This is a genomic window from Actinoplanes nipponensis, assembly GCF_016862275.1.
In the GTDB taxonomy this organism is placed as follows: domain Bacteria; phylum Actinomycetota; class Actinomycetes; order Mycobacteriales; family Micromonosporaceae; genus Actinoplanes; species Actinoplanes nipponensis.
Map to the genome: position 1 here is coordinate 1 of NZ_BOMQ01000074.1, position 23,003 is coordinate 23,003.

Below are 23,003 nucleotides of genomic sequence, written 5' to 3' on the forward strand. Positions count from 1 at the left end.
TCGTCGCGCAGGATGCGCAGCGCCGATTTGATGGTCTCGCGGGCTACGCCGTAGCGCTCGGCCAAGTCGTTCTGCGAGGGCAGCCGCTCGCCTGGCGCGAACTTGCGGGTGAGAATCGCCGCGCGGAGCACGTTGGCGATCTGCTGGGAGGCCGGGCGGGCGTCGTCCGGCTCCAGGTCATCGAGGCTGCGGGCATCCACGTTCACTCCAGCAGGGTAAAGCCTGGCTAGCCAGGCTAGGAAATCTCGCGCGGTCCTGCTTGCGTAGGCACGCCGACATCCGTACGGTCAATATGACTAGCCAAGCTAGTCATATTTGCTCGCGCTCGGATGCCGAATGCTGATCTTTCATTCGATATTGCCGCTCGCGATGAAGTTGGCACCGGGGTGGGTGCTGGGCAACGTCCCCCGCGACCCCGCCCGCCTCGGTGTCGTCCATGCCGCTTGCGGAGGTCAGCACACATGAGCGAACCGCTACCCGCGTTCGACGGCCGGCATCCGCCGATCGATCCGCCGGCCGAATGCATCAACCCGCTCGTGTGGCGGCTTTCCCGCCGGCTGTTCGCTGACCACATGCCCGGCCCGGACGGGTGGTGCCTGCTCTGTCGGCCGGCCATCACGTACCCGTGCGTCGCCCGACAGCTCGCCGATCGCGGTCTCACCTTCGCCATGACCGGCCGCGATCCCGTCACCGATCGCAGCTCGCACCGCGGCAATCGGGGCCACCGATGGTGAGCGGCATGTTCGCGCTGCTCCTCGCAGGGTGGGCGGGATGAGCCCGATCGCGGTCGCGCCTCGGCTGCCGGTCCCCGCCGGGCAGCTTGTCGGGCACCTGGTGCGGATACCCGCCGGTCGGTGCCGGTACCGCGACTCCGGTCCTGCACTGCTGGTGCGGCGGGTCCGGCTCGACATCTCGCAGTGGTACGGCGGCGCCTGGGTCTGGCTGGAGGGCGACGAGATCGCCGACACCGGCTACTCGCTCGGCTGGACTCAAGCTCTGGTGCACGTGTCCGTCTGCGTCACCGACGCGCCGGCTGCCGGGCTTCCCGTCCAGCGCCGGCCTGCCGCACCGCCGAACCTGGGATGACGACCGTGCCGATCGAACCTACGGCCGCGAAGTACGCGAGTATCGCCGACGCCCTGCAACACCGGATCGACAGTGGCGCTTATTCGGTCGGGGCCATGCTGCCGAGCGAGGCCCAGCTCGTCCGCGAGTTCGACGCATCGCGGTCCACTGTGGTACGGGCGCTGGAGTACCTGCGCCAGCTCGGCTACATCGAAGGCGTCCAGGGCAAGGGCCGCGTCGTCCTCGGCCGACCATCGGCGCTCGCGTCGCAGCCTCCGGGCCGGGTCCGCACCGCGCTGCACGCCGCGGAGGCACCGGACGCCACGCTGATCGGTGCTGGCCGGGCGCCGGCCTCGGCGCGTATCGCCGCGACGCTGTCCATCCCGGTCGGTGAGCCGGTCGTCGCCCGGCAACGCCTGTTCACCGCGGCCGCGACCGGTTGGCTGATGCTCAGCACCGTATATCTACCGGCGGTCGCCTCCAGCGGAACGGCATTCCACCTGCCGAACCTGCTCCGCGAAGGAGCACTGGATCATCTGGAACGGCGCCGGCGGCTCGTAGCGATGGACGTCGCGGAACGGCTGTCCGTGCGATCGGCGTCGGCGCGGGAGTCGGTGCTGCTCACCCTTGAACGCAGATCCTCGCTGCTGACGAGCCTGCTTGTGGTCCGTAGCGTCGCCGGCCACCCGCTGCTCGTGATCGACGCGGCGTTTCCGGTCCCAGCGCAGGGCCTCGAAGAGGCTTTCACACTCCGCTAATTACGGCATCACTCGACATGGCTAGCCAAGTGAGTCATGTGCTAGCTTTGGGCCAACTTGGTTAGTCAAGTAACCAAGTGCTGGCGGAGGAGTCCACTTCAGTGATTCCCAACTCGATCAAGGTTCCGGTGCCGTGGGAGTACGTCGCGCCGCATGGTGCGCTCTGCCTCGGCGTCGAGCCGGCCACCGACTTCGACAAGCGTGGCCAGGGCGACGACCAGCTGCGCGACAAGGAGACCGGCGAGCGGATCTGGCTGGTCAAGGTCCTCGACCTGGACCCGGAGGCGGGCAAGTTCGGCGGTACGAAGGAGTTCAAGGTCAAGGTTGTCGCGCCGCAGCAGCCGGTGCCACCGGCCTCGATGGTGCCGGGCTACCCGCCGATGGTGGAGTTCACCGGCGTGACGCTGACGCCGTACGTGGACTCGCAGAAGTGCAAGGGCAACGGCGCGAAGTGCCGGGCGCGGCAGGCGTGGTCCATCCGCGCGAGTGAGATGACCGCCCCGCAGTCCGCCGCCAAGCCGGCCAAGGCTGCCTGACCTTTTGACGCGTCGGGGGCGGGGCCAACAACCGCCAAGAAGTTCTCCCCGCCCCGGCGCTCAACCCACCACCTGCGAAGGGACGGGCTGTGATGCCCACAGTAAATGACGCTGCCCGAATCACGACGCGAGACGGCGCTGGCTGGCGCACCTGCGGAGGTTGCGGCCTGCTCGCTGCGCTGCCGCCCGCTGCCGACCAGTGCCCGGGCTGCGACCGGCCCACTGCAACGGACGCGCGGCCTGCACCGGACGTCTGGGAGATCGCTCATCGGTACGCCGAGACCGTGGGCCGGATTCAGGCATGGGTCGACATGGCCCACCGGAGCGACGCAGAGCGTCTCGACAACATTCGCCAGTTCCTTGCTGACCTCGACCGCTTCCACGCCGCCCGCCGGAAGGGGGCAGGGGAATGCCGCTGATCAATGTGATCCATGGCGAGTCGATCCCGACTGCCCCGTTCACCGTTCGCACGCCGGTCCTACGGCTGCCCATCTGGCTTCTCGTGATGTGGCAGGCAATCAAGGCCGTGGCCTGGCTGGTCGTGACCTACGTGCGGTACTGGTGGGCGACCGGTCCCGCCACGGGTCTGCTGTGGCTCTACGCCGAGTACGGCTGGGTCGGTCCGGCCTCAACGGCCGGCGGGATCGCTGCTGCGGCGACCGGTTGGGGCTTCGGGCACCGCCCGTCGTTCCTGCCTTTCGGCTGGTACCCGATCCTTGCCCGGTTCCGGCGCTGGACCTACCGGCGGCGCTGGCAGGCCGCGATGGTCACCGCGAAACTTGCCGTGTCCTTCGACCGGCATACGGTGCTGCCGATCCTCAAGCGGGTCCGGTGCCGTCCCGGCGCTGACGTCGTACTCGTGCGGATGGTCACCGGGCAGATCCCGGACGACTTCGGCAAGGTCGCCGAACGCCTCGCGCACACCTTCGGCGTCCGGCAGGTCAAGGCCATGCCCGGCCCATCGTTCGGCACAGTGGTGCTCGTCCTGCTCCGCGGCGACCCGCTGACCAAGACCGTCGCGCCGTTCCCGACCACGGCCGTACCGGACTTCACCGCGCTGACGGTGGCCCGGCAGGAAGACGGCGAGGTCTTCGACCTGCGCCTGTTCGGAACTCAGGTCCTCGTCGTCGGAGCGACCGGCTCGGGCAAGGGCTCGGTGATCTGGTCGATCGTCCGCTCGTTGGCCGGCGGCGTCGGAACCGGACTGGTCAAGCTCTGGGGCCTCGACCCCAAGGGCGGCATGGAACTCGGCATCGGACTGCCACTGTTCGACCGCTTCGCCAGCAAGGACTTCGCCGCGATGGCAACCATGCTTGAAGAAGCCGCCCGCGAGGCACAAAGCAGGGCCGCGCGTCTCAAGGGCGTCACCCGCCAGCACATTCCGACACCAGCCGAGCCACTGATCGTGCTGATCATCGACGAGCTGGCGAACCTCACCGCGTACCTGACCGACCGGCAGCTCAAGGACCGGATCAAGGCGTCGCTCGGGATCGTGCTGTCGCAGGGCCGCGCGGTCGGCGTGCACGTCGTGGCCGCGATCCAGGACCCGCGCAAGGAGGTGCTCCCGGCTCGTGGGCTGTTCCCGACGCGAATCGCGCTGCGGCTGTCGGAGCCGGGCGAGGTTGACATGGTCCTCGGTGACGGGATGCGCGACCGGGGCGCCCTGGGCGACCGCATCCCGCAGACCACACCCGGCGTCGGCTACGTCGTCCTCGACGGCGACCCCACCCCGATGCGGGTCCGCTTCTCCTTCCTGACCGACGACGCCATCCGAGACATGGCCGCCACCTACAGCCGGCTCCAGGTCATCGACGGCGAAACCGTCGAAGGCGGTGCGGCATGACCAGCACCGCGCGCAGCGAACGGATCGAATCCGCCCTGTTGGTGCTGATCCTCGCGGTCGTCGCCATCGCGGCCGGGTGGGCGTCGTTCACCCACGTGCACGACTGGACCATGCGGCACGTCCCGGCCGGTACGCCGAGCGCGTTCGGCTGGGTCAACGCGGTCATCTCCGAACTCGTGCCGGTCGCGGCGTTCCTCACCATCCGCCGGCGCCAGCGCATCGGGGCGTCGATCGGCTACCCGGTGGTGCTGCTGCTGGCATCTGCGGCGCTGTCGCTGGCCGCGCAACTCGCGGTCGCCTCACCCAGCCCGTCCGGCTGGCTGCTGTCCGCCGTCCCGGCGCTGGCGTTCATGGCCCTGGTCAAGCTCGTCTTCGCCACCCCGGCCGACAGCACACCAGGGGTTGACGAGCCCACTCCCCTGCCGGTCGACACCGAGCCGCCTGTCGAACCGGAACCGCCGGCGCCCCGGGCGCGGACCACTGCTGCCGTCGTGCCCGTTCCGGCCGGCGCCTTCACCCGCTTGCAGACCTCGGAGGTGAACCACCGTTGACCACACCCACCCTGCCCCTCCCGAACCGGGAGAACGCGCCCCGGCCGGGATCGCGGGCCGCTCGGCTGGCACTACCCCGGGCCGTCGACGCCCTTAAGAACCTCGCCATCGACCACGGCGTCTGCATCCGGCCCGTGTCCCTGCGCCGGACGGACCTGACCACCGGCGCCACCGAGCTGATCGATCTGCCCTGCGGCGCGACCCTAGACGTGAAGTGCCCGCCGTGTGCCAAGCGGGCGCGGCACTACCGGCAGGTGCAGATCCGGGAAGGCTGGCACCGTACCGATGAACCGCTGCCCCCGCCGGCCGCCGCCACCGACGACCAGATCGCGCTGATCTCGCTGCGGGCACATCTTGAGTTCTACCGCGCCCAGGCCGAACAGGCCGCCGAATGGGACCAAGTCACCGAGCTGAACGACGCCATCACCGAAGTGGAAGCAGCCATCGCAGCTGAGGGACTGCGCGGGCGCATCGCACCTCCGCACGACACCGGCGACGATGACGACCCGGGCGACGCTGACCGGACACGCCGGGTCCGGTCCACCCGGCGACGCCAGGACGTACCCGACCTGCCCCGGCAGAAGGTCGAACCGCGCACCGTCGGCCGCACCTACATCGGTCGCGACGGCAGCACGCACCAACCCTCGATGTGGCTGACCCTGACCCTCGACACCTACGGCCCGGTCCACTCCATCCCCTCGGGCCGGCCGTGCCCGTGCCGACGACGGCACACCGACAACGACCCGCTGATCGGCACCCCGGTCAACCCGAACACCTACGACTACCGGCGGGCGGCCTGGGACGCCGTGCACTTCCCCCGACTGCTCGACCGCATGTGGCAGAACCTGCGCCGCGCGGCGGGCTGGAACGTCCAATACGCCGGCTGCGTCGAGCCGCAACGCCGACTCGCACCGCACGCGCACTTCGCCATCCGAGGCACCATCTCCCGCGCCCTGCTCGAACAGGTCTCCACCGCCACCTACCACCAAGTGTGGTGGCCGGCCGCCGACCGACTCAGGTACGCACCCGACCGGCCCCCGATCTTCGACACCGACGCTGAAGCGTGGGTCGACCCGGACACCATGGCTCCGCTGCCCGGCTGGGCGGACGCACTCGACGCCATCGATGACGACCCGGACGCCGAGCCGGCACACGTCGTACGGTTCGGCCCGCAGGTCAAGGCCAAAGGCGTCGACCCCGGCAGCAAGGACGTCGAACGAACGATCGGCTACATCACCAAGTACGTCACCAAAGCCGCCGCGGAATGCCACGACCACACCAGCGACCCGCAACGCGACCACGCCGACCGGCTCTGGCGCGAGCTGCGCGTCACGCCCTGCTCGGACCGATGCGCGAACTGGCTGCTCTACGGCGTCCAACCGAAGAACGCCACCGGCAAGCTGCGGCCCGGCAACTGCAAGGGCCGCGTCCACCAGAAGAACACCCTCGGCATTGGCGGACGCCGCGTGCTCGTCTCGCGCAACTGGTCCGGCAAGACCCTGCGCGACCACCGCGCCGACGCACACGCCTGGGTCAAGGCACTGCTTGGCGTCACGGCTGCCGTCGACGACTCGCCCCCGGCCGATCACCACGTGGCCAGCCCGTCGCCGTTCGCGTGGGAGATGGCACGGCCAGGCGACCCAGACCTGCCTCCGCTGGAGCACCGGCTTCTACGCGCCGTCTCCCAACGCATCCAACGTCGCGCCCAGCTCGCCGCAGCGAGAAGACAGGAAGAGCCAGATGTTTCGGCAACCGACAACGAACCGGCGTGCGGCCACGAGGGGGACAGATGAACGAGCTGCTGACGGTTCCGGAAGTCCTTGCTGAGCTGCGCGTATCCCGCTCGACGTGGTTCTACTGGCGGCAGATCGGCAAGGGGCCGCGAACGATCAAGCTGCCAAACGGCGAACTGCGTATTCGCCGGACGGCGCTGCACGAGTGGCTGGGCGAACTCGACGGGCAGGCGGCGTGAAGAGCTTCGAGTTTCAGGTCTGGGAGATCACCAAACGGGTCGATCGCAAGGCCAAGCCGTATCGCGTTCGGTGGGCGGTGGCCGGCAAGCGATTCGAGGACACGTTCCGTACCAAGGCTCTCGCGAACTCGTTCCGCTCGGAGCTGGTCAAGGCCGCGAACGACGGTCAACCGTTTGACACCGAATCCGGTCGGCCGTGGGCTGAGGCGCGGGCACAGCAGGCCGTCACCTGGTACGTCCACGTTCGGGAGTACATGAAGGGGAAGTGGCCTCGGCTCGCCGCCAAGTCTCGGCGGGGCACCGTGGAAGCGCTGACGCACGTGACCCTTCTGATGACGTCGGGCAGTCGACGCGGGCGCCCCGCCGATGCCGTTCTGCGGGAGGCGCTGTACGTCTACGCCCTCAACCCTCGCCGCTGGTCCGAGGAACCGTCCGAGACACACGCTGCGGCGCTGGCTTGGCTGGAGCGGGCGTCGCTGCCGGTCACGGATCTGGACACGCTGGCAGCCGTCCGCCGGGTCTTGGACGGCCTCTGCACCAGGATCGACGGCAAGCCGGCCGCCGCCAGCACCATCCGGCGCAAACGCGCGATCTTCTACAACGCGGTGGGGTATGCCGTCGAGCTGGGCCGCCTCGACGGCAACCCAATCGATCGGCTCCAGTGGACGGCGCCTGAGGTCGCCTCGGGCGTGGATCGCCGCGTCGTCGCTAATCCGGCCCAGGTCACCGCGCTGCTCGACGCTCTCCAATCGCTCGGCAAACGGGCCGATCGGGTCACCGCCTTCTTCGGGTGCCTGTACTACGCGGGAACGCGACCGTCCGAGGCGGCCGACTTGCGCCGGCCGGACTGCGTGCTGCCCGGAAGCTGCGTGAGCTGCGAAACCGAGCTGTCCGACGTCACGGCTACGCCGGCCGGAACGTGCCAACACGAGAAGATCAAGTACGGGTGGGGACGCATCACTCTCGCCGAAACCGCACCTCGGTCCGGAACGGCGTGGACCGACGACGGCCAGGCACACGAGCGGCGCGGTCTCAAGCACCGGGCACGCAAGGACACCCGGCCGGTTCCGATCCCGCCGCAGCTCGTGGCGTTGCTCCACAAGCACATCAAGGACTACGACACGGCGCCGGATGGCCGGCTGTTCCGAGGTCTACACGGCGGGCCGCTCTCCGAGTCGGTCTACGACCGGTGGTGGAAGCTCGCCCGTAAACAGGCATTCACTCCTCCACAGGTCGCCTCACCTCTGGCCCGCCGGCCATACGACCTGCGCCATGCCGCTGCGTCCTTATGGCTCAACGCTGATGTGCCTGCGACCGAGGTGGCCCGCCGCCTCGGACACAGCGTCGCCGTCCTGCTCCGGGTATATGCCAACTGCATCGACGGGGGTGACGCCGGGATGAATGACCGGATCGGCGGGGCGCTCGGGTGACCTGGCAGGCTTTACTCGTGGATTATCATGCTCGAATTGCACAGATGCGGTCTCCGGCGAGAGACGCCGAGCAGTCGGCGCCGTGCACTGCTCCAGCCGGATAAACCGGAGTCGACCTACCTCAATGAATCCCTGCTGGTTTGACAGAGGATTGCCTGCGCCTCAGCCTCAGCGGCTTCAAAGACATAAAGCCGAGAGCTCTGATCTATCGGAGATCGGCTCGCAAAAAGCTGTTGTGCGTCGCGAATTACCTGCGAGCGGCGCCGCACCCGATCCGTCGCCTGCTCAATCCTGGCAAACTTCATAGCTTCATCCTCGACCTTCACGCCACGCATCCGACGAAGGATGCCGCATGTCTAGTAGCGGTGTCTACGTCCGCGTGACCGAAACCTCATCGACCACGACTCGAACAAGTCGTAACTCGTCAGAACTCCACGATCACCCCAATTACTTACACTACTCTCCGGAGTTGTGACCTTGCAGAGCGCTCAAGGCGTCACTCTCCCTAGCCAAGACTGCTTCCCCATCCATCGATGCCGTTAGCGGAATCGCCGTACTTCTCTCATATCGACCCCAAGGCTTCATTCGACCGGTCGCACTCTTGCGATCTTCAGCTACTACAAATAGATGCCGATATCTCCGAGGCGAGACGCCAGTAAATGGCTTGAATGAACCAATTACAGCATCGCCGTACATGGCGGATGCGCGACTTTTCGGATAAGGCTCAAGGTATTCTACGTTCACACCAAGCGAAATGATATGTTTGGCGCAACCATGGCAGGGATAGGCAGTCACATAGATAACTGAATCATCAATTCGATGGCCGGATCTTAGCGCGTCCAGCAGCGCCGACATCTCGGCATGGACGGTATTCTGAAACTCGGTCAGATCCCGAATATCAGCGTCCTTGAGGGCGCCGTTGAGCAAATCCTCTACCAACTGGTTCGGATCCTTAGTCAGGCAGCTTACAGTCTCTTCACGGAGATGGCTGTCTCCCAGTTTTCGCAATGTATCCAAGACTAGCTCCTTCACCGCAACCATGCTGGCGTCAAAGCTAGGAGACGCCTCGATTATCGGATGAGAATTTGCACCCATACCGATGACCGAACGTCCGTCTCGCATCATCACTGCACCCACCTTGCGTCCAAGCTCGGCTGATCGCGTCCGCGCGTCGTCGGCCAATTGCATTCCATACTCACTGGATGTTGGGGGATGAAAGGACGGACTACCAAAAATCAAATCCACGACACGCTCGGTCTGATCACCCACGTGAGAGTCGATGTCAATGAAGATGTCACACATCGGGAAGGTCTTCAACATGTTCTGCCCATACGAGCCGGACTCCTGCAAGTCACGCTCAATCAGCCGGCATGCCGTTTCTAAAACATCCTCAGCACTTTTCCCCAGTGATGCAGGGGTCATTTCGGTGGTGAGTGTACGCCGCCTCGTTTCAATCGATGCCTGAAGGCCAACAATGAATAGGCCGTCTCCGTATATCGCCCTCAGTGTGGTAACTTCGGAGGGTCGCTTCAGCGCGTCAATTACATAACAGGTTCTAGCGGGCGAAGTCTCGGCGAGACCGCCCCCGCCAACGCTTGGCTTGCGCACCTCCTCCCTTCGACGCCTTATATCTGCGACTCCATGTAGCGCAACCGCCGCGGCAGACCCTTCTTTTTCACAGAGTCCGTTACCAAAGTCCATCAGCTTGCCAAGCCGCACATCATAGGAATCAGACGTCAGGTCTACTTTGTCCTCGGAAAGGAGAAGATCGACCAGAATATCACTTAGCTTAACAAACTGCGTATCGTAGTTATAAGAAAGCAAGACACCCGCGAGCTTTCGACAAAAGTCGTCCCCCGCCACCCCAACGGGTCGTACTAGTGCAAAAAACAGCTCGTGACCAAGGGGAAGGGCATGAGATTCGGGGTGGGTGCTTGACTCGTTCATTACGTCATTCAAGACGCCAGACCTCACCTCACATGCAAACATAGATGCAAATCACTCGCCGAGAGCAGGTCAGCCTGGGTGGCTCTGACTGAATAAGACCGGAACCCGGGTCCCATAAAGTAATCCGATCGCAAACCAGCACGAGCACCCAATAAAGAGCTTTAAGGGACGATTCACCTCACCTCCACGCTGAGCCGCGACCACGTTTCCGGCGGACGCCCGGTTCAGCGGCCCACGCCCGGACACCTGACCGAGTAACGGCCGGGAGCCAAGTACAAGGTTCCGCAGCGCATGCGGCCAGCGCGCGCACTATGGGCGGATCGTGGGCGCCCACCCGATCCGGTAGGGCGAAGAGGGCAGAAACACCAGCGCAACGCCGTCGCACATGCCGGAACAAGGAGCTCCCTGTAAATCCGTCGCGAAAGCTACAGAGGTTCGAATCCTCTACCCGCCACAGGCACACAGAACGGCCCCGGAAGCTGCGGAAACGCGCTCCGGGGCCGTTCTCGTCAGGTCCCGCTTGATCCAGCCGAATCCGGCTCGTCGCGAGTGGTTGTGGGCGCCCGACATCCCCGCGGGAGGCATCGTCATGGTCAGCCGTCGTCGCAGAGCAGCTTGGCCGGCGCCTGATAGCAGGCATACATCGCCGTAGAACGTGGTTCGCTGCGATCGTCAGAATTCGACCCGCAGCGCCGATACACGAGTGTGGCACTTCGAGAGGATGCTCCGGTACGCCAGGTCGGCCGCACGGCGACCGTGTACTTCATGGTCGTGTCTGCTGTGCTCGTGACGGTCTTCACCGTGGGTGGTGCGACCTGGCATCAGATGGCGCTCCTCTTGGCAAGCATGGCCGCCCTGGTCGCGGTCGTGGCAGCTCGGCGCATTCATCGCCATGCGTACCGGTTGCCGTGGAACCTGGTGGCTGTTGGCCTGTCGCTGCTGACGGTGGTGAACGCCCTGTCCTTGGTGGGAGACGCCCTGCACGGGGGTGTCTCCGTCTGGCCGATCGCGCCGTTCCAGATCGCCGGCTACCTGGCTCTTCTGGCGGCCAGTCTGCTGGTGGTGAGGCGACGTGCCTCCGATGACAGCGGCGACGTCATCGATGCGGCAGTTCTCGGCATTGCAGCCGCATCACCGGTCTGGGAATATGCGCTGCACCCCGCATTGATGGCCGCTGAGACGCCGACTCACCGCCATATCGGCGTTCTGGTGCAGATTCTGGCGTTGATGGGCATTCTCGGGTCGATGCTGCGTATCGCCCAGGCGGCCGGCCGCGAGCAGGTCAGCGTGTGGCTGTTTTTCGGCGCGCTGGTCTGCGCCGTCATGGGCGACGTGTCTTTCACTACGACCGGCAACACCCCTGGCATCGCTTCGGCGGTCACCGGCTTGTGCTACATGGCCGGCTACCTGCTAATGGGCGCGGCGGCCCTGCATCCAACAGGCGGCACCCTGACGAAACCCGCCGCGAGTCACTACGCGGTGCCCACGAACATCCGATTCAGCCTGTTCGGCGGCGCGCTCATCGCCATTCCTGTCGTGGGTGGGATTCCGCAACTGTTCGGAGAGGCTCCCGACGGATTGCTGCTGACCCTCGGGCCCCTGGCCATGGTGCCGATGGTCCTCATCCGCGCTCGTCAGCTCCTGGCTCAACGATCGCAGGACCGAGACGAGTTGGAGTACCAGGCCAACCATGATGACCTCACCGGCTTGGTCAATCGGCGAAAGCTCTTCACCGACGTCAAGCACGCCCTTACGAGAACCGCACACGACCCGCCCTCGACAGCCACCGTGCTGTACTGCGATCTCGACGATTTCAAACCGATCAACGACCGTTACGGCCACGAAGCCGGGGACGAAGTGCTCCGATGCGTCGCCCGGCGTCTCGCGGCCGCATTACGCAAGAGCGACATCGTTGCGCGCGTCGGTGGTGACGAGTTCCTGGCGTACTGTCCCGGCGTCGACCGCACCGTCGCCGAATCGCTGCGGCAGAGCGTCGAAGACGCGCTCACGAAGCCGATCCTTTGGAACGGTACGACGCTGAGCATCGGCGTGACGGTCGGAACCGCAACCAGCGTCCAGGACGGCAACCTCGCGCCGGATGAGTTGATCGCCGCCGCCGACGCCGCCATGTACGAACGCAAGCGTGCTCGCAAGTCCGCTCCGCTCAGGCCGATCACGACAGACCCGGCCGCGTTGCCGACTGAGCTGCCGCCGGCTTGGCGGAGCTTCTCCAACCTGATCGACTGATCTTGGCAACGACCAACCGACACCCCTGCTCGGCGGCCATCCCATCTGCGGTCGGCCCAGCCTGTGCGGTGCCCCTTGGTGGGGAGCAGGCTGCGCTTTGGAGCCCTCCGCCGCCCGACCTCCCGACGGTCACGCTGGCGCGGCGTGTCGTTCGCTCGGCGCCCCCGTTCAGCCGGCCTGCATGCGTTCGGACAGTCCGCGCAGTTCCGTTCCCCCGGCCTGCCGGCGGGACCGGTCGAGAAGTACCCGGATGGTTTCCGCCACCTCCCCCGACGTCCGCACGTGCTGGGGCGCGATCCGTTCCGCGGTGAGCAGGAAGCGGATCGCTTCGCGGTCGCGGCCGCCGATGCGGGTCAGGGCCCGGGCCGTGTCGGCGTAGTAGAATACCTGCCGGACGCCGGCCGGGATCGCCGCCGGGTCGGTGCGTCGGGCGATCTCCACCACCCGGGCCGGGTCGCCGTCGTCGACCTCGATGCTCATTCGCCAGATGTCCACGTTGGTGGGGCCGAAGAACATGCCCATCGTGTTCGCCTCGCCGGTGTGGTGGGCCAATCCGGCCGCCTCGGTCAGCCAGCCCCGGCTGTCGTCGAGTTGCCGGCGGCATCGGCTGGCCAGCGCGGCGACCAGGTGCAACGAGCCGAGGATCTCCGGTCCGCCGCCCCGGCCGAGGAGCCGGCCCAGGTCCTCCACTGCCCGCTCGGCGATCGTCTGCCCGCGCTGGTGGGAACCGCACGCGGTGGCCGCCCTGGCCAGCGCGTACGCCGCGAGCCCGCGCAGGACCGGGTCACCGGAGGCGTCCGCTGCGTCGCGGCATCGCTGCGCGGCCAGCCAGGCGTCGGCGGGGTGGCCGAGGCTGCGCAACACGGAGGAGGCGATGGAGGTCGCGTCGCACAGCAGTCGCAGCGCCTCGCGGTGGTCCGGACCGGCCGTCTCGGTGTGGAGGTCACGCAGCAGGTCCGGGAGCAGGCGGGCCGCGCCGGCGTAGTCGCACGCCTGGTGCAGGGAGTCGGCGAGGGCCACGCGGCGGGCCAGCTCGGCCACCGGCGGCGCCGACCCGGCCGAGGGTTCGGTCAGGTCGATGTCGATCAGGGCCCGGCGGAGCCCGAGCACCCCGGCCCGGGCCGCCGCGATGGCCCGGTCGGGGGCCGGCACCCCGGCCCCGGCCAGGTCGGCCGGGGCACACTCCAGCGCGCCGGCGATGTCCGCCAGCATGAACCGGTTGTCGGCCGCCTGCAGCCCCCGTTCGATCCGGCTCCAGGTGGCGTGCGAGACACCGGCCCGGCTGGCGGCGTACCGGACGCTCCAACCCCGGAGCAGGCGGCGCAGGCGCATTTGCTCGCCGACCGCGGGGTCGGCGCTCCTTCGTGGGGTCATGCGAGCGACGGTAGCGCCGGCGCTCCGGCGGGTGGTTCATCCTTGTACCACTGCTGCGTTCGGGCCGATACATTGCGCCCCGTGCAGCACCGCTTCCGTCACGCTCCCGCCATGCTGAGCCCCCGGGCTCGCCGATTCGTCGACGTCCACGGCGTCTGGCTCGACGTGCCGTCGGTTCAGGACCTGCGACAGGGCTGGGGCCGGGACGACATCCCGTCAGCCGTCATCGAACGCGCCGACAGCTACCAGAGGAGCTGGGGTGGCCTCGCGCTGCCACCGTCGCCAGGCGGCGAGGAGGGCGACGGAGGGCCGCGCGTGCTGTGCGCCGACACCCCTGAGCGGGAGGAAGACTTCGCCGCACCGGGTTGGTGGTTCGGCGCCGGCCCGCAGCGCACGGCGGTCCCGTACGCGTACCTGATCGGGCCGGACGACAGCTTCGGCCTTGCGGGCGACACCTGGGTGCCGCTCCACGCCACCGTGCAGGGTTGGATCGAGTCCCTCGCGCTCGCCTACGCAGCTCGGCAGATGGCCGACACAGTCACCCGGATCTCCGGCCGCGCTGTCGCCGAGCTCGATCTGACCGGAATGCGAGCGGTGCCGGAGACGGCCGGCATCGCCAACACCTGGTGGATAGGGGCCGGGGCCCTCGTCGCGATCTACGGCGGAGAAGCCGAGCTGTTCAGCCGCCCGGCTCACCGCACCGCCTATGTGCACTCCGGTAATTTCGATATGCAGTGGCTGTAGCGCGGGCTGCAGGATCACGCCGGGTTGCTCACCGGGGGCCGATGAGCGCCCACACCACCTTCCCCGTGGCAGTCGGCATGGCGCCCCACACCGTCGCGATCCGGTCCACCGCCCGCAGCCCCAGACCCCGTTCCTCCCATACTCCTTCCCGGCTGGTGGGCAGCGCCGCCAGCAGCCGGGGCAGCCGGCGGCTGCCGTCGCTGACCGCCAGGTGCAGGCCGTTGCCGCGGCGCGTCAGCATCACCGTCATCTCGGTGCCGGCGTGGACCACGGCGTTGTCCAGCAGCTCCGAGATCGCCAGCCGGCCGGGATACTGCAGGGCGGGCAGGGACCATGCCTCGCAGACGGCGTCCACTGCCTGGCGGGCCGCGGCGGCTGCCTCGTCACACGGTTGCAGCCGCAGCTGGTGCCGTTCGACCGGCGGTAGCCGGATGTGCACCGCCGCGCGGGCCTCGTTCAGGGTCGCGTACACCGGCAGGTGACGTTTCGAGTCCAGTCGGCGGAGGCGGGCGGCCAGGGGCGCCGTCTCGGGCACGCTCAGCACGACGCGTACCGCTGGCTGCAGTTCGGCGCCGCGCGTGGCCGCGGCCCACCAGGTGGCCGCGCTCGCCCCCGCCGGATCGCCGAGGTCGTGCAGGTCGATCAGGACCGCCCGGGGGCCCTCGGCGAAGCACTTGCTGATCGCCCGGGTGGTCTCCACCTGTACGCGGCGGCTCCACCGCCCGTGCGCCGCCACCTCCACCAGCGCCCGCTCCATGTCGGCGCACACCGTTACCGGCGCATCCGCATGCTCATCCTGGTCGAACAAGAGCGGGCCATTACTGATCATATTTTCCTCACGTAGTCCGGACGACGCATTACCGTCCGGCGTCATTTGAAACGTCAGACTTTGAGCGCCGGCTCGAACCATCGAACGGGTCGCTGTGCGGTCAGGGGATGTGCACGCGCGGGGGCCCGGAATACTGTGTTCGGTGTCAGTCCGGCCCACCGCCCGTCAACCGGAATTCTGATCATGAATACGTCTTATCTCATCAGGAACACCGCCCAGGTCAGCTGCCTCAACGATCGGGACGAATGCGTGACCACCGTGATCATCCGGGGACGATGGGACGACGATCTTCGCTCGCGGATGTCGCGGGTGCTGCGCGCCTGTGTCGCCGAAACCCCCCGGATGATCATTGTGGACCTGTCCGAGCTGTCCGACGAGGCCGGCGATTCCACCATGACGTGGCAGACGCTCTCGCGGTTCGCCGCTCAGCGGCGCGCGCCGATCGGCGTGGTCGTGTGCGCCTGTCCACCCCGGGTCGCCGAGCGGCTCCGGAACAGCTCCACCGGATACGTCGTGTCGACCGCCGAGACGGTGCGGGCGGCCCGGGACGCCCTCGCGGGATATCTGCAGTGGCCGCAGCACCACCGGATGCCGCTGCCGCCGGACCCTGTCGCGGTGTTCCTGGGCAGCCGGACCGTGCACGACCTCTGCCGGAACTTCGGCCTGCCCGGGCTGGCCACCTCCGCCCGGCTGATCGCCTCCGAGCTGATCACCAACGCCGTCGACCACGCCGGGACCGAACTCGACGTGGTCGTCTCGGTGCGCGGGGACGTGCTGCACCTGGGCGTCTTCGACCGGGATCCCGCCCTGCCCAGGGTCGCCGAGGAGGAACCGTGGCATCCCGACCGGCTCCGCGACCGCCGCGGCGCCGGGCTGTGGCTGGTCGACGCCGCCGCCACAGCGTGGGGCGCGCTGCCCTGGCACAGCGGCAAGGTGGTCTGGGCCACCCTCGCCATCGACGGCAGGTCACCGCTATGAACAGCCCGGCCGAGCCGGCACCGGGCGGCGAGCATCTCCGCGCCCGGGTGCATCGCACCGCGGAACGGGTAACCGTCGTGCTGACCGGTGATCTGGACAGGCTGACCGGGCCCACCCTCATCGACGTCGTCGAGGAGAGCAGGGAGCGTCCGGTCCGGCGGATCGACCTCGACCTCGCCGGTGTCGAGTTTCTCGACCTGGGCGGCCTACGGGCCCTGCTGTGCGTCCAGCACCGCAGTTCCCGGGACGGCATCATGCTCACCGTCTGCAACCCGCGGCACTACGTCCGCTGGCTGCTGGACGTCACCGGGGCCGCCGAGGTGTTGCTGGACGCCCGCCAGCCGGCGCCCGCCGAGCCGGCATTGTCGTGGGTCAATCGGTATGCGGAGCCCGACGACACGGCCTATGTCCGGCTGTTGCAGGAGCAGGGCGTCCGCGCCGACGACCGGGACCGGCTCGCCGATGAACGGGAGAAACTGCTCAACGAACGGCAACGCCGGCTCGTCGACCACCAGCAGTGGGAGGACATCCGGGAAAGCCTCGCCGATCAGCGGGAACGCGATCTGGAACGGCGGGAACGCGGCACCTGAGACCGGGCGGGACCCCGGGCAGGCCGTCAGAGCCGGAGCTTGCGGCGGATCTCGGCCCGCAGGCCGTCCGGCAGGCCGTCCAGTTCCAGGTACGCGCGGAGCTGGGCGGAATCGTGCATCCAGGCGTGATAGCTGTCGCCGATGGTCACCCCGTGCGCCGGGCGCTCCAGCACCCGTACCTCGTCACCGGCCCGGACCTGGCCCGGCCGCACCACCCGCAGGTACGCGCCCGGCCGCCGCTCGGCGCCGAACGTCTTCACCCAGTGCGGCTCGCCCATCTTCCACTGGAACGTGGCACACGGGATGCGCCCGAACGTCGTCTGCAGCACCAGCTCGTCGCCGATCCCCCAGGTCTCGCCGAGGACGGCGCCGTTGACGTCCAGGCCCTCGGTCGTCAGGTTCTCGCCGAAGAGGCCACCCGGCAGGCTGCGCCCGAGCCGGCCCTCCCACCAGTCGTAGTCCTCCCGCGCGTACGCGTAGACCGCCTGGTCGTCGCCGCCGTGATGGTCGATGTCGAAGATCTGGTCGCCGACCAGGCCGCTGTGCAGGCCGGTCCGCTTCGGGCCCGGGGCGCGGACCGCGACCGGGTGGTCGACCGGCTGCTTGTTGATGCCCGTGATGCCGACGTTCTTGGCGTCGCTCTGCTCCGGGACGGCCAGGTTGACCTGCAGGACGGTGGCTCTGCTCATGCGGGGAACTCCACGGTGCGCCGATCCTCGACCGGGGTGAAGCCGAGGCGCTGATAGAGGGCGTTGCTGGTCGGATTGTCGAGATCGGTGAAGAGGACCACGTCGGTGGCGCCGGCGTCCAGCGCCGCGCGGGTGACCGCGGTCGTCGCCGCCCCCGCGTACCCCTTGGCGCGGTGCTCCCGCGGGGTGTAGACCGCGATCACGCGGACCGTGCCGGCCACGGGCCGGGTGGCGCCGGCGATCGACACCGGCCGGCCGCCGTCCTCCCACAGCAGCAGGCCGCCGTGCGACAGCTTGTCGTCGACGAACTCCGCCGAGCGCTGCGGGTCCTCGCCGATCTCCTCGTGGAAGGCGGCCATCCAGTCGAGGAGCAGGGCGCGGTCGCGTTCCTCGGCGACCCGGCCGGCTCCGGGCGCCGGCGGGTCGGGCGGGATGAGCGTGTCGAGGCGGTACAACCGCTGTCGGCCGGCGAGCCGCGGGACGGCCCCGGTGAGGCGTCGCCACTCGGCCGCGAACGCCTCCGCCACCTTGTCCGGCGCGGCCACGGCCGGCAGGTCCGTGCCGGCGAGACTCAGGGCCAGCGCCGCGGCGGCCTCCGGCGGCATCTCGGTCAGCAGCGCGCCGCGGGGCGGCGTCCGCAGGAAGGCCCCGTCGCCGCACCAGCCGAACACCGGCGTGCCGGCGCCGAACGCGTGCGGGCCCCGGTGCCGCAGCGTGTCCGTGATCGTCAGCAGGATCGTGTTCTCCACCGGCCGGGCCCGCAGCTGGTCGCCCGCGCCGGCCAGGAACTCGTCGATGTCATCGGTGATGTGCCAGGCCATGCAGCCATCCTGAGGTGCGGCGGCGGGCGGCGCATCCTAATTCGGCAGGCCCCACGCCTTGGCCACGCGGGCCAGCGAGTCGCGCCGGGTGGCCGGGTCGTACACCGCGCCGGCCAGGATCAGCTCGCCGGCGCCGGTGCGCTCGACCAGCTCGTCGAGGCCGGCCACGACCTGCTCGGCGGTGCCCGCGTACTGGGTGCCGGGGAGCTGGTCGAGCAGGCTGCGGTCCAGATCGGACAGTTCGCGGGTGGCGGCCTGCTCCGGGGAGACCATCGGGCCGAGCCGCCCGGTACGCAGGCTCAGCGCCATGATCCGGCTCGGGCCGGCCAGGAACTGCGCCTCCTCGGACGTCTCGGCGGCGATCACCGAGGCGCTGACCATCAGGTGCGGCTCGGGGAAGCGCGGCGACGGCTGGAACCCGTCCCGGTAGAGCCGGGCCGCGGTGTCCACATCGGAGCTCATAGCGAAGTGGTACGCGTAACAGAACGGCAGGCCGAGCGCCGCCGCCACCTGCGCGCCGTACGTCGACGAGCCGAGCATCCAGACCTCGGGGTAGGTCTGCGGCGCCGGCGTCGCCCGCAGCCGGTCGATCCGCTCGGGCGCGACCCGGCCGTCGCCCAGCAGGGCCAGCACCATGCCGAGGTGGTCGGGGAACTGCTCGACGGTCAGATGCGGCGACCCCCCGCGCAGCGCGGCCGCGGTGGCCTGGTCGGTGCCGGGCGCGCGGCCGATGCCGAGGTCGATCCGGTTCGGGTGCAGGGCCTCGAGCAGCGCGAACTGTTCGGCCACCACGAACGGCATGTGGTTGGGGAGCATGACGCCGCCGGAGCCGACCCGGATCCGCCGGGTGTTCGCCGCCAGGTGGGCGATCAGCACCGGCGGCGAGGTGGACGCCACGGCCGGCATGTTGTGGTGCTCGGCGACCCAGAACCGGGAGTAGCCGAGGTCGTCGGCGGCCTGCGCGATCTCGGTCGTCCCGCGCAGGGCGTCGGTGCTGTCGTGCCCCTCGCGGACGGTGGCGAGGTCGAGCACGGACAGGGGTACGCGACTCATGAGGTGATCCGTTCCGGAAGAGTGGGTGTGACGAAGCCGAAGCCGGCGCGGATCAGGGCGTGCAGGCCCGTGATGCCGGTGCCGGCGTCCCAATGCGGGCAGGCCGTGTTCAGCACCGTGCGGGCGGCGTTGACGGTGAGGTCGAGCCGCCACGCGTCGAGGCCGGCGCGATCGGCGGCCCAGTGGCGTACCGCATCCCAGAACTGGTCGGCCACCTCGCGGGAGCAGCCCGCGAGCTCGGGCGACGCCAGCCGGACCCGCCGCTGCAGCAGCATCCGGTCGGCCGTGGCCGCGGTGTAGCCGAGCAGCACCTCGCGCAGCGACGACCAGAGCGGCTCCCCGGCCGGCCGCTCGGCCAGCAGGGCGGCCCACAGCGCCGGGTCGTCGGGGTCGGGGTCGAAGACGACCGATTCCTTGCCCGCGAAGTAATTGAAGAACGTGCGCCGGGAGATGCCGGCGGCGGCCACGATGTCGTCGACCGAGACGGCGTCGAACCCCCGCTCGGTCATCAGCCGCAGCGCGGCGGCGTGCACGAGTCGCCAGGTGTCACGTTTCTTGCGGGCGCGTACGGGGCTGGACGGGACGACCACTTCTCGACCGTACGCCGGTTGCACCCGGTGCAACTTGCACCGCGTGCATGAACTGCGCCACAGCCCGGCCGGTCAGCGCCGGTAGTGCCGCCGCCGGATCATCTGCACGCCGACGGTGGTGGCGCCCAGCGCGGCCCCCGGCACCAGCAGCCAGATCGGCCACGGGTAGATGTCGTCCTCGACCGTCAGGGCCACCAGGAACCAGACGGTCAGGTTGACCGCCGCGACCGCGCCCCAGATCGTCCACAGGATCAGCAACGCCATCGGCAGCCTGCGCTCGACGCGGCGCACCTCGGCCGCCTTGCGGGCGCTCACCTCGGCCGCGCTCACCCCCGGCCGGGGCAGGTCGGCCACCAGGATCAACAGCTCGGCGTAGGTGCGGGCGGCGTACGCCTGGCGCACCCGGTCGTCGTACTCGTGCAGCGTGAGCCGGCCCTCGTCCAGGGCCGACTTCAGCTGGTCGGCGATCTTGTGCCGGTCGGCGTCGGCCGCGCGCAACGTCTCGGCATCGGTCCGCGGCGCCACTTCCTTGGCCATGTCAGCCAGGCTAATGGAGCCGTGCACGGCCCTCCAGACCCGAACCGGGCCGGCGTCAGTGCGTCGCGGCCATCGCCTGCCGCAGCAGCTCCGCCGCCCGGTGGTCGGCCCGGGCCATCGGGCCCGCCGGCACGGCCGCCACGGACGCGGCCACGGCCAGCACCACCGCGGCGAAGACGAACGCCCACGGCAGCCCGCCCGGCTGGTCCACGATGACCCCCGCCACGGCCCCACCGGCGGCGCTGCCGGCGACCGACACGGTCACCACCCAGGTGTACGCCTCGTTCAGCATCCCCGCCGGCGCGATCCGGCCGACGAGATTGGTCTCCACGGTCAGCGCCGGGGCGATCGTGGCGCCCCCGACGACCAGGGCCACGCCGAGGGCCAGCGGATTCGGCATCGCCGCCAGCACCAGGAAGCTCGTCGCGACACCGCCGAGCAGCCAGGCGAACTGCCGGTGCAGCGCCATCGCGGGCCGCCGGGTGCCGAACCAGATGCCGCCGATCGCGCTGCCCACGCCCCACACCCCGAGCAGCACACCGCCCAGACTGTCGCCGCCGTCATGCTGTCCCGCGTACGCCGGGACGGTGACACCCGCGGCGCCGAACGCTATGCCCAGGGCGGCGACACAGACCAGCATGGCCGGGAAGCCGCCCACCCGCAGCGGGCCCAGCCCACGCGTGGTGGCGGCGCCCTCGTGCCGGACCCAGTGCCGCATGATCGGCAACGAGGCGATCCACAGCGTGCCGCCGAAGGTCGCGACGGCGGCGGTCACCAGCGCCGCCGCCGGATCGTGGGCGACCACCAGCAACCCCGCGACCAGCATCGGACCGAGCACGAAGACCAGCTCGAACAGCGAGGTCTCGGCGGCCATGGCCGCCTCCCGCAGCCCGTGCCGGCCGCTGCCCACCGCGGTCGCGTCGGTCCAGGCCCGGCGGATCGCCGCGGTCAGCGGCGGGTACGTCGCACCGGCCAGCGCCGAAGCCACGAAGATGGCCGGCAGCGCCGCTTCGCCGCCCCGGCTCACCAGCAACAGCCCGACCAGGGCGAGCGGATGCAGCACCGCGGTCGCCCACAGCACCGGCGACGGGCCGATCCGGTCGGCCAGCCGCCCGGCGACCGGGCTGATCGCGGCGCCGGCCAGCGCGTACATGCCGCCGGCCAGGCCCGCGGCGGCGTACCGGCCGGTGGCGTCCTGGACCAGCAGCAGCAGGGCCAGCGGGGTCATGCCGATGCCCAGGCGGGCGAGAATGCCGACGATCAACAGGACCCGGCCGCCCGGCATCTGCCACACGCCAAGGTACTGACGCAGTGCGGTCATCGGTCCTGTCTCCCCTCGTGGTGAGCGTCGAACCTAACCGGCGGCAGGCCCGTAACACACGCGAAATACAGCCCGTGTCACAGACGTCACCCCCGCCTCTTCAGCGAGACGGGGGTGACGGGCGGACCGGGTCAGCGCTGGAACTGCACGGGCCCCGTACCGGTGACGGCGGCGAGCTGATGCAGCCGCTTGATCCGCTCGGCCATCGGCGGATGCGTCGAGAACAGCGACGCGATGCCGCCGCCCCGCAACGGGTTGGCGATCATCAGGTGCGCCGAGGTGGCGAGCTGACCGTCGGCCGGCAGCGGCAGCCGCTGCGCCCCGTACTGGATCTTCTCCAGCGCGGCGGCCAGGGCCAGCGGGTCCCGGGTCAGGGTCGCGCCGGAGGCGTCGGCCTGATACTCCCGGTTGCGGCTGATCGCGAGCTGGATCACCGACGCGGCGAGCGGGCCGAGAATCAGCATGAGCAGCAGCGAGGCCGGGTTCGGGCCGTCGTCGTCATCCCCGCCACCGAGCGGCAGGAAGATGGCCAGCTGGGCCACCATCGTGATGATGCCGGCCAGCGCCGCGGCGACACTGGAGATCAAAATGTCCCGGTTGTAGACATGGGACAACTCGTGCCCGATGACGCCGCGCAACTCCCGCCGATCCAGCAGCCGGGTGATCCCGACGGTGACCGCCACGGCAGCGTGCCGCGGGCTGCGACCGGTCGCGAAGGCGTTGGGCTGCAACGTGGGGCTCACGTACAGGCGCGGCATCGGCTGACCCGCCTCCGTCGCGAGCTCGCGGACGATCTGGTACAGCGCGGGGAACTCGGCCTCGGAGACCGGGCGGGCCCGCATGGACCGCAGGGCGAGCTTGTCGGAGAAGAAGTAGCTGCCGGCGTTCAGCGCCAGCGAGAGGACGACGGCGAGGACCAGGCCGCCGCTGCCGCCGAGCCAGTAGCCGGCGGCGAGGATCATGGCGGTGAGCAAGCCCAGCAGAGCGGCCGTTTTGAGGCCGTTGTGGTGGCTGTGCACGGTGTTCTCCTTCAGGATGGGGCCGGTGGGCCCGCATCCGATAGAACATCGGCGAGGTGGGGATTCATCCGGGAGTGGCTGTGAGTTCGCTGTAGGTAGTGGGGGTTTC

At 69.2% G+C, this 23,003-nt stretch carries 24 protein-coding genes; 13 read left to right on the top strand and 11 right to left on the bottom strand.

Annotation, left to right across the window (positions count from 1 at the left end):
* Positions 1-206: winged helix-turn-helix domain-containing protein (locus Ani05nite_RS30920; protein ID WP_203774275.1), on the bottom strand; the 206-nt coding region annotated here is incomplete at its 3' end.
* 255 nt (positions 207-461) lie between these two features.
* Between Ani05nite_RS30920 and Ani05nite_RS30925 the strand changes: the two genes are divergently transcribed.
* The 9 genes from Ani05nite_RS30925 (at position 462) to Ani05nite_RS30965 (ending at position 8,155) form a co-directional block, all read left to right on the top strand.
* Positions 462-734: a hypothetical protein gene (locus tag Ani05nite_RS30925; RefSeq protein ID WP_203774277.1), complete on the top strand. Its 273-nt coding sequence runs from the start codon at positions 462-464 to the stop codon at positions 732-734.
* 37 nt (positions 735-771) lie between these two features.
* Positions 772-1,086 carry a hypothetical protein gene (locus Ani05nite_RS30930; RefSeq protein ID WP_203774279.1) on the top strand — a complete coding sequence of 105 codons (315 nt, stop codon included), beginning with the start codon at positions 772-774 and terminating at the stop codon, positions 1,084-1,086.
* On the top strand, positions 1,083-1,823 hold the full coding sequence (locus Ani05nite_RS30935) for a GntR family transcriptional regulator (RefSeq protein WP_203774281.1): 741 nt from the start codon (positions 1,083-1,085) through the stop codon (positions 1,821-1,823). Before Ani05nite_RS30930 ends, Ani05nite_RS30935 begins: the two co-directional genes overlap by 4 nt.
* Positions 1,824-1,924: 101 nt before the next feature.
* A complete protein-coding gene (locus Ani05nite_RS30940; RefSeq protein ID WP_203774283.1) occupies positions 1,925-2,359 on the top strand; it encodes a hypothetical protein in 435 nt (144 codons plus the stop codon).
* 505 nt (positions 2,360-2,864) lie between these two features.
* A complete protein-coding gene (locus Ani05nite_RS30945) occupies positions 2,865-4,202 on the top strand; it encodes an FtsK/SpoIIIE domain-containing protein (RefSeq protein WP_239130806.1) in 1,338 nt (445 codons plus the stop codon).
* On the top strand, positions 4,199-4,753 hold the full coding sequence (locus Ani05nite_RS30950) for a DUF2637 domain-containing protein (protein ID WP_203774285.1): 555 nt from the start codon (positions 4,199-4,201) through the stop codon (positions 4,751-4,753). The genes Ani05nite_RS30945 and Ani05nite_RS30950 overlap by 4 nt, the downstream gene beginning before the upstream one ends.
* Complete coding sequence (locus tag Ani05nite_RS30955; protein WP_239130808.1) at positions 4,750-6,546, top strand: replication initiator; 1,797 nt, start codon at positions 4,750-4,752, stop codon at positions 6,544-6,546. The genes Ani05nite_RS30950 and Ani05nite_RS30955 overlap by 4 nt, the downstream gene beginning before the upstream one ends.
* Positions 6,543-6,725: a helix-turn-helix transcriptional regulator gene (locus Ani05nite_RS30960; protein ID WP_203774286.1), complete on the top strand. Its 183-nt coding sequence runs from the start codon at positions 6,543-6,545 to the stop codon at positions 6,723-6,725. Before Ani05nite_RS30955 ends, Ani05nite_RS30960 begins: the two co-directional genes overlap by 4 nt.
* Complete coding sequence (locus Ani05nite_RS30965) at positions 6,722-8,155, top strand: tyrosine-type recombinase/integrase (RefSeq protein ID WP_239130811.1); 1,434 nt, start codon at positions 6,722-6,724, stop codon at positions 8,153-8,155. The genes Ani05nite_RS30960 and Ani05nite_RS30965 overlap by 4 nt, the downstream gene beginning before the upstream one ends.
* A 456-nt stretch (positions 8,156-8,611) precedes the next feature.
* Here the strand turns inward: Ani05nite_RS30965 and Ani05nite_RS30970 are convergent, their stop codons facing one another.
* Positions 8,612-10,102 carry a deaminase gene (locus Ani05nite_RS30970; RefSeq protein WP_203774287.1) on the bottom strand — a complete coding sequence of 497 codons (1,491 nt, stop codon included), beginning with the start codon at positions 10,100-10,102 and terminating at the stop codon, positions 8,612-8,614.
* 765 nt (positions 10,103-10,867) lie between these two features.
* Here Ani05nite_RS30970 and Ani05nite_RS30975 point away from each other — a divergent pair.
* Entirely contained in the window at positions 10,868-12,349 is a 1,482-nt protein-coding gene (locus Ani05nite_RS30975) for a GGDEF domain-containing protein (RefSeq protein ID WP_203774288.1), read from the top strand.
* 168 nt (positions 12,350-12,517) lie between these two features.
* Here the strand turns inward: Ani05nite_RS30975 and Ani05nite_RS30980 are convergent, their stop codons facing one another.
* On the bottom strand, positions 12,518-13,723 hold the full coding sequence (locus Ani05nite_RS30980; RefSeq protein ID WP_203774289.1) for a helix-turn-helix domain-containing protein: 1,206 nt from the start codon (positions 13,721-13,723) through the stop codon (positions 12,518-12,520).
* Positions 13,724-13,804: 81 nt separating this feature from the next.
* On the opposite strand from Ani05nite_RS30980, the gene Ani05nite_RS30985 reads away from it, so the two are divergent.
* Positions 13,805-14,467 (top strand): hypothetical protein, encoded by a 663-nt coding sequence (locus Ani05nite_RS30985; RefSeq protein ID WP_239130813.1) that lies wholly within the window; start codon positions 13,805-13,807, stop codon positions 14,465-14,467.
* A gap of 28 nt (positions 14,468-14,495) precedes the next feature.
* On the opposite strand, the gene Ani05nite_RS30990 is transcribed toward Ani05nite_RS30985, so the two are convergent.
* The gene (locus Ani05nite_RS30990) at positions 14,496-15,224 is read right to left on the bottom strand and encodes an ATP-binding protein (protein WP_203774291.1); all 729 of its coding nucleotides are present in this window, start codon (positions 15,222-15,224) and stop codon (positions 14,496-14,498) included.
* A gap of 255 nt (positions 15,225-15,479) precedes the next feature.
* On the opposite strand from Ani05nite_RS30990, the gene Ani05nite_RS30995 reads away from it, so the two are divergent.
* Complete coding sequence (locus tag Ani05nite_RS30995) at positions 15,480-16,274, top strand: ATP-binding protein (protein WP_203774293.1); 795 nt, start codon at positions 15,480-15,482, stop codon at positions 16,272-16,274.
* Entirely contained in the window at positions 16,271-16,864 is a 594-nt protein-coding gene (locus Ani05nite_RS31000) for an STAS domain-containing protein (protein ID WP_203774295.1), read from the top strand. Before Ani05nite_RS30995 ends, Ani05nite_RS31000 begins: the two co-directional genes overlap by 4 nt.
* A 26-nt stretch (positions 16,865-16,890) precedes the next feature.
* Here Ani05nite_RS31000 and Ani05nite_RS31005 read toward each other — a convergent pair whose 3' ends face one another.
* From Ani05nite_RS31005 to htpX, 7 genes are all read right to left on the bottom strand, one after another.
* Positions 16,891-17,553, bottom strand: coding sequence for an MOSC domain-containing protein (locus Ani05nite_RS31005; RefSeq protein WP_203774297.1), 663 nt, complete (start codon positions 17,551-17,553; stop codon positions 16,891-16,893).
* Positions 17,550-18,374: a GNAT family N-acetyltransferase gene (locus Ani05nite_RS31010; protein ID WP_203774299.1), complete on the bottom strand. Its 825-nt coding sequence runs from the start codon at positions 18,372-18,374 to the stop codon at positions 17,550-17,552. Before Ani05nite_RS31010 ends, Ani05nite_RS31005 begins: the two co-directional genes overlap by 4 nt.
* A 36-nt stretch (positions 18,375-18,410) precedes the next feature.
* Positions 18,411-19,427 (bottom strand): LLM class flavin-dependent oxidoreductase, encoded by a 1,017-nt coding sequence (locus Ani05nite_RS31015; RefSeq protein ID WP_203774301.1) that lies wholly within the window; start codon positions 19,425-19,427, stop codon positions 18,411-18,413.
* A complete protein-coding gene (locus Ani05nite_RS41490; RefSeq protein ID WP_239130815.1) occupies positions 19,424-20,017 on the bottom strand; it encodes a TetR family transcriptional regulator in 594 nt (197 codons plus the stop codon). The genes Ani05nite_RS31015 and Ani05nite_RS41490 overlap by 4 nt, the downstream gene beginning before the upstream one ends.
* A 72-nt stretch (positions 20,018-20,089) precedes the next feature.
* Positions 20,090-20,554, bottom strand: coding sequence for a DUF1707 SHOCT-like domain-containing protein (locus Ani05nite_RS31025; protein WP_203774303.1), 465 nt, complete (start codon positions 20,552-20,554; stop codon positions 20,090-20,092).
* Between the two features lie 55 nt (positions 20,555-20,609).
* Complete coding sequence (locus Ani05nite_RS31030; protein WP_203774305.1) at positions 20,610-21,875, bottom strand: MFS transporter; 1,266 nt, start codon at positions 21,873-21,875, stop codon at positions 20,610-20,612.
* A 131-nt stretch (positions 21,876-22,006) separates the two neighbouring features.
* Positions 22,007-22,894: a zinc metalloprotease HtpX gene (gene htpX / locus Ani05nite_RS31035; RefSeq protein ID WP_203774307.1), complete on the bottom strand. Its 888-nt coding sequence runs from the start codon at positions 22,892-22,894 to the stop codon at positions 22,007-22,009.
* Positions 22,895-23,003: the final 109 nt, after the last annotated feature.

What these genes read in the sequence shown, in the direction of transcription:
- Ani05nite_RS30925 (WP_203774277.1), top strand. Translation starts at nt 462, where the DNA reads ATGAGCGAACCGCTACCCGCGTTCGACGGCCGGCATCCGCCGATCGAT.
- Ani05nite_RS30930 (WP_203774279.1), top strand. Translation starts at nt 772, where the DNA reads ATGAGCCCGATCGCGGTCGCGCCTCGGCTGCCGGTCCCCGCCGGGCAG.
- Ani05nite_RS30935 (WP_203774281.1), top strand. Translation starts at nt 1,083, where the DNA reads ATGACGACCGTGCCGATCGAACCTACGGCCGCGAAGTACGCGAGTATC.
- Ani05nite_RS30945 (WP_239130806.1), top strand. Translation starts at nt 2,865, where the DNA reads ATGTGGCAGGCAATCAAGGCCGTGGCCTGGCTGGTCGTGACCTACGTG.
- Ani05nite_RS30950 (WP_203774285.1), top strand. Translation starts at nt 4,199, where the DNA reads ATGACCAGCACCGCGCGCAGCGAACGGATCGAATCCGCCCTGTTGGTG.
- Ani05nite_RS30960 (WP_203774286.1), top strand. Translation starts at nt 6,543, where the DNA reads ATGAACGAGCTGCTGACGGTTCCGGAAGTCCTTGCTGAGCTGCGCGTA.
- Ani05nite_RS30970 (WP_203774287.1), bottom strand. Translation starts at nt 10,102, where the DNA reads ATGAACGAGTCAAGCACCCACCCCGAATCTCATGCCCTTCCCCTTGGT.
- Ani05nite_RS30975 (WP_203774288.1), top strand. Translation starts at nt 10,868, where the DNA reads ATGGTCGTGTCTGCTGTGCTCGTGACGGTCTTCACCGTGGGTGGTGCG.
- Ani05nite_RS30980 (WP_203774289.1), bottom strand. Translation starts at nt 13,723, where the DNA reads ATGACCCCACGAAGGAGCGCCGACCCCGCGGTCGGCGAGCAAATGCGC.
- Ani05nite_RS30990 (WP_203774291.1), bottom strand. Translation starts at nt 15,224, where the DNA reads ATGGAGCGGGCGCTGGTGGAGGTGGCGGCGCACGGGCGGTGGAGCCGC.
- Ani05nite_RS30995 (WP_203774293.1), top strand. Translation starts at nt 15,480, where the DNA reads ATGAATACGTCTTATCTCATCAGGAACACCGCCCAGGTCAGCTGCCTC.
- Ani05nite_RS31000 (WP_203774295.1), top strand. Translation starts at nt 16,271, where the DNA reads ATGAACAGCCCGGCCGAGCCGGCACCGGGCGGCGAGCATCTCCGCGCC.
- Ani05nite_RS31005 (WP_203774297.1), bottom strand. Translation starts at nt 17,553, where the DNA reads ATGAGCAGAGCCACCGTCCTGCAGGTCAACCTGGCCGTCCCGGAGCAG.
- Ani05nite_RS31010 (WP_203774299.1), bottom strand. Translation starts at nt 18,374, where the DNA reads ATGGCCTGGCACATCACCGATGACATCGACGAGTTCCTGGCCGGCGCG.
- Ani05nite_RS31015 (WP_203774301.1), bottom strand. Translation starts at nt 19,427, where the DNA reads ATGAGTCGCGTACCCCTGTCCGTGCTCGACCTCGCCACCGTCCGCGAG.
- Ani05nite_RS31025 (WP_203774303.1), bottom strand. Translation starts at nt 20,554, where the DNA reads ATGGCCAAGGAAGTGGCGCCGCGGACCGATGCCGAGACGTTGCGCGCG.
- Ani05nite_RS31030 (WP_203774305.1), bottom strand. Translation starts at nt 21,875, where the DNA reads ATGACCGCACTGCGTCAGTACCTTGGCGTGTGGCAGATGCCGGGCGGC.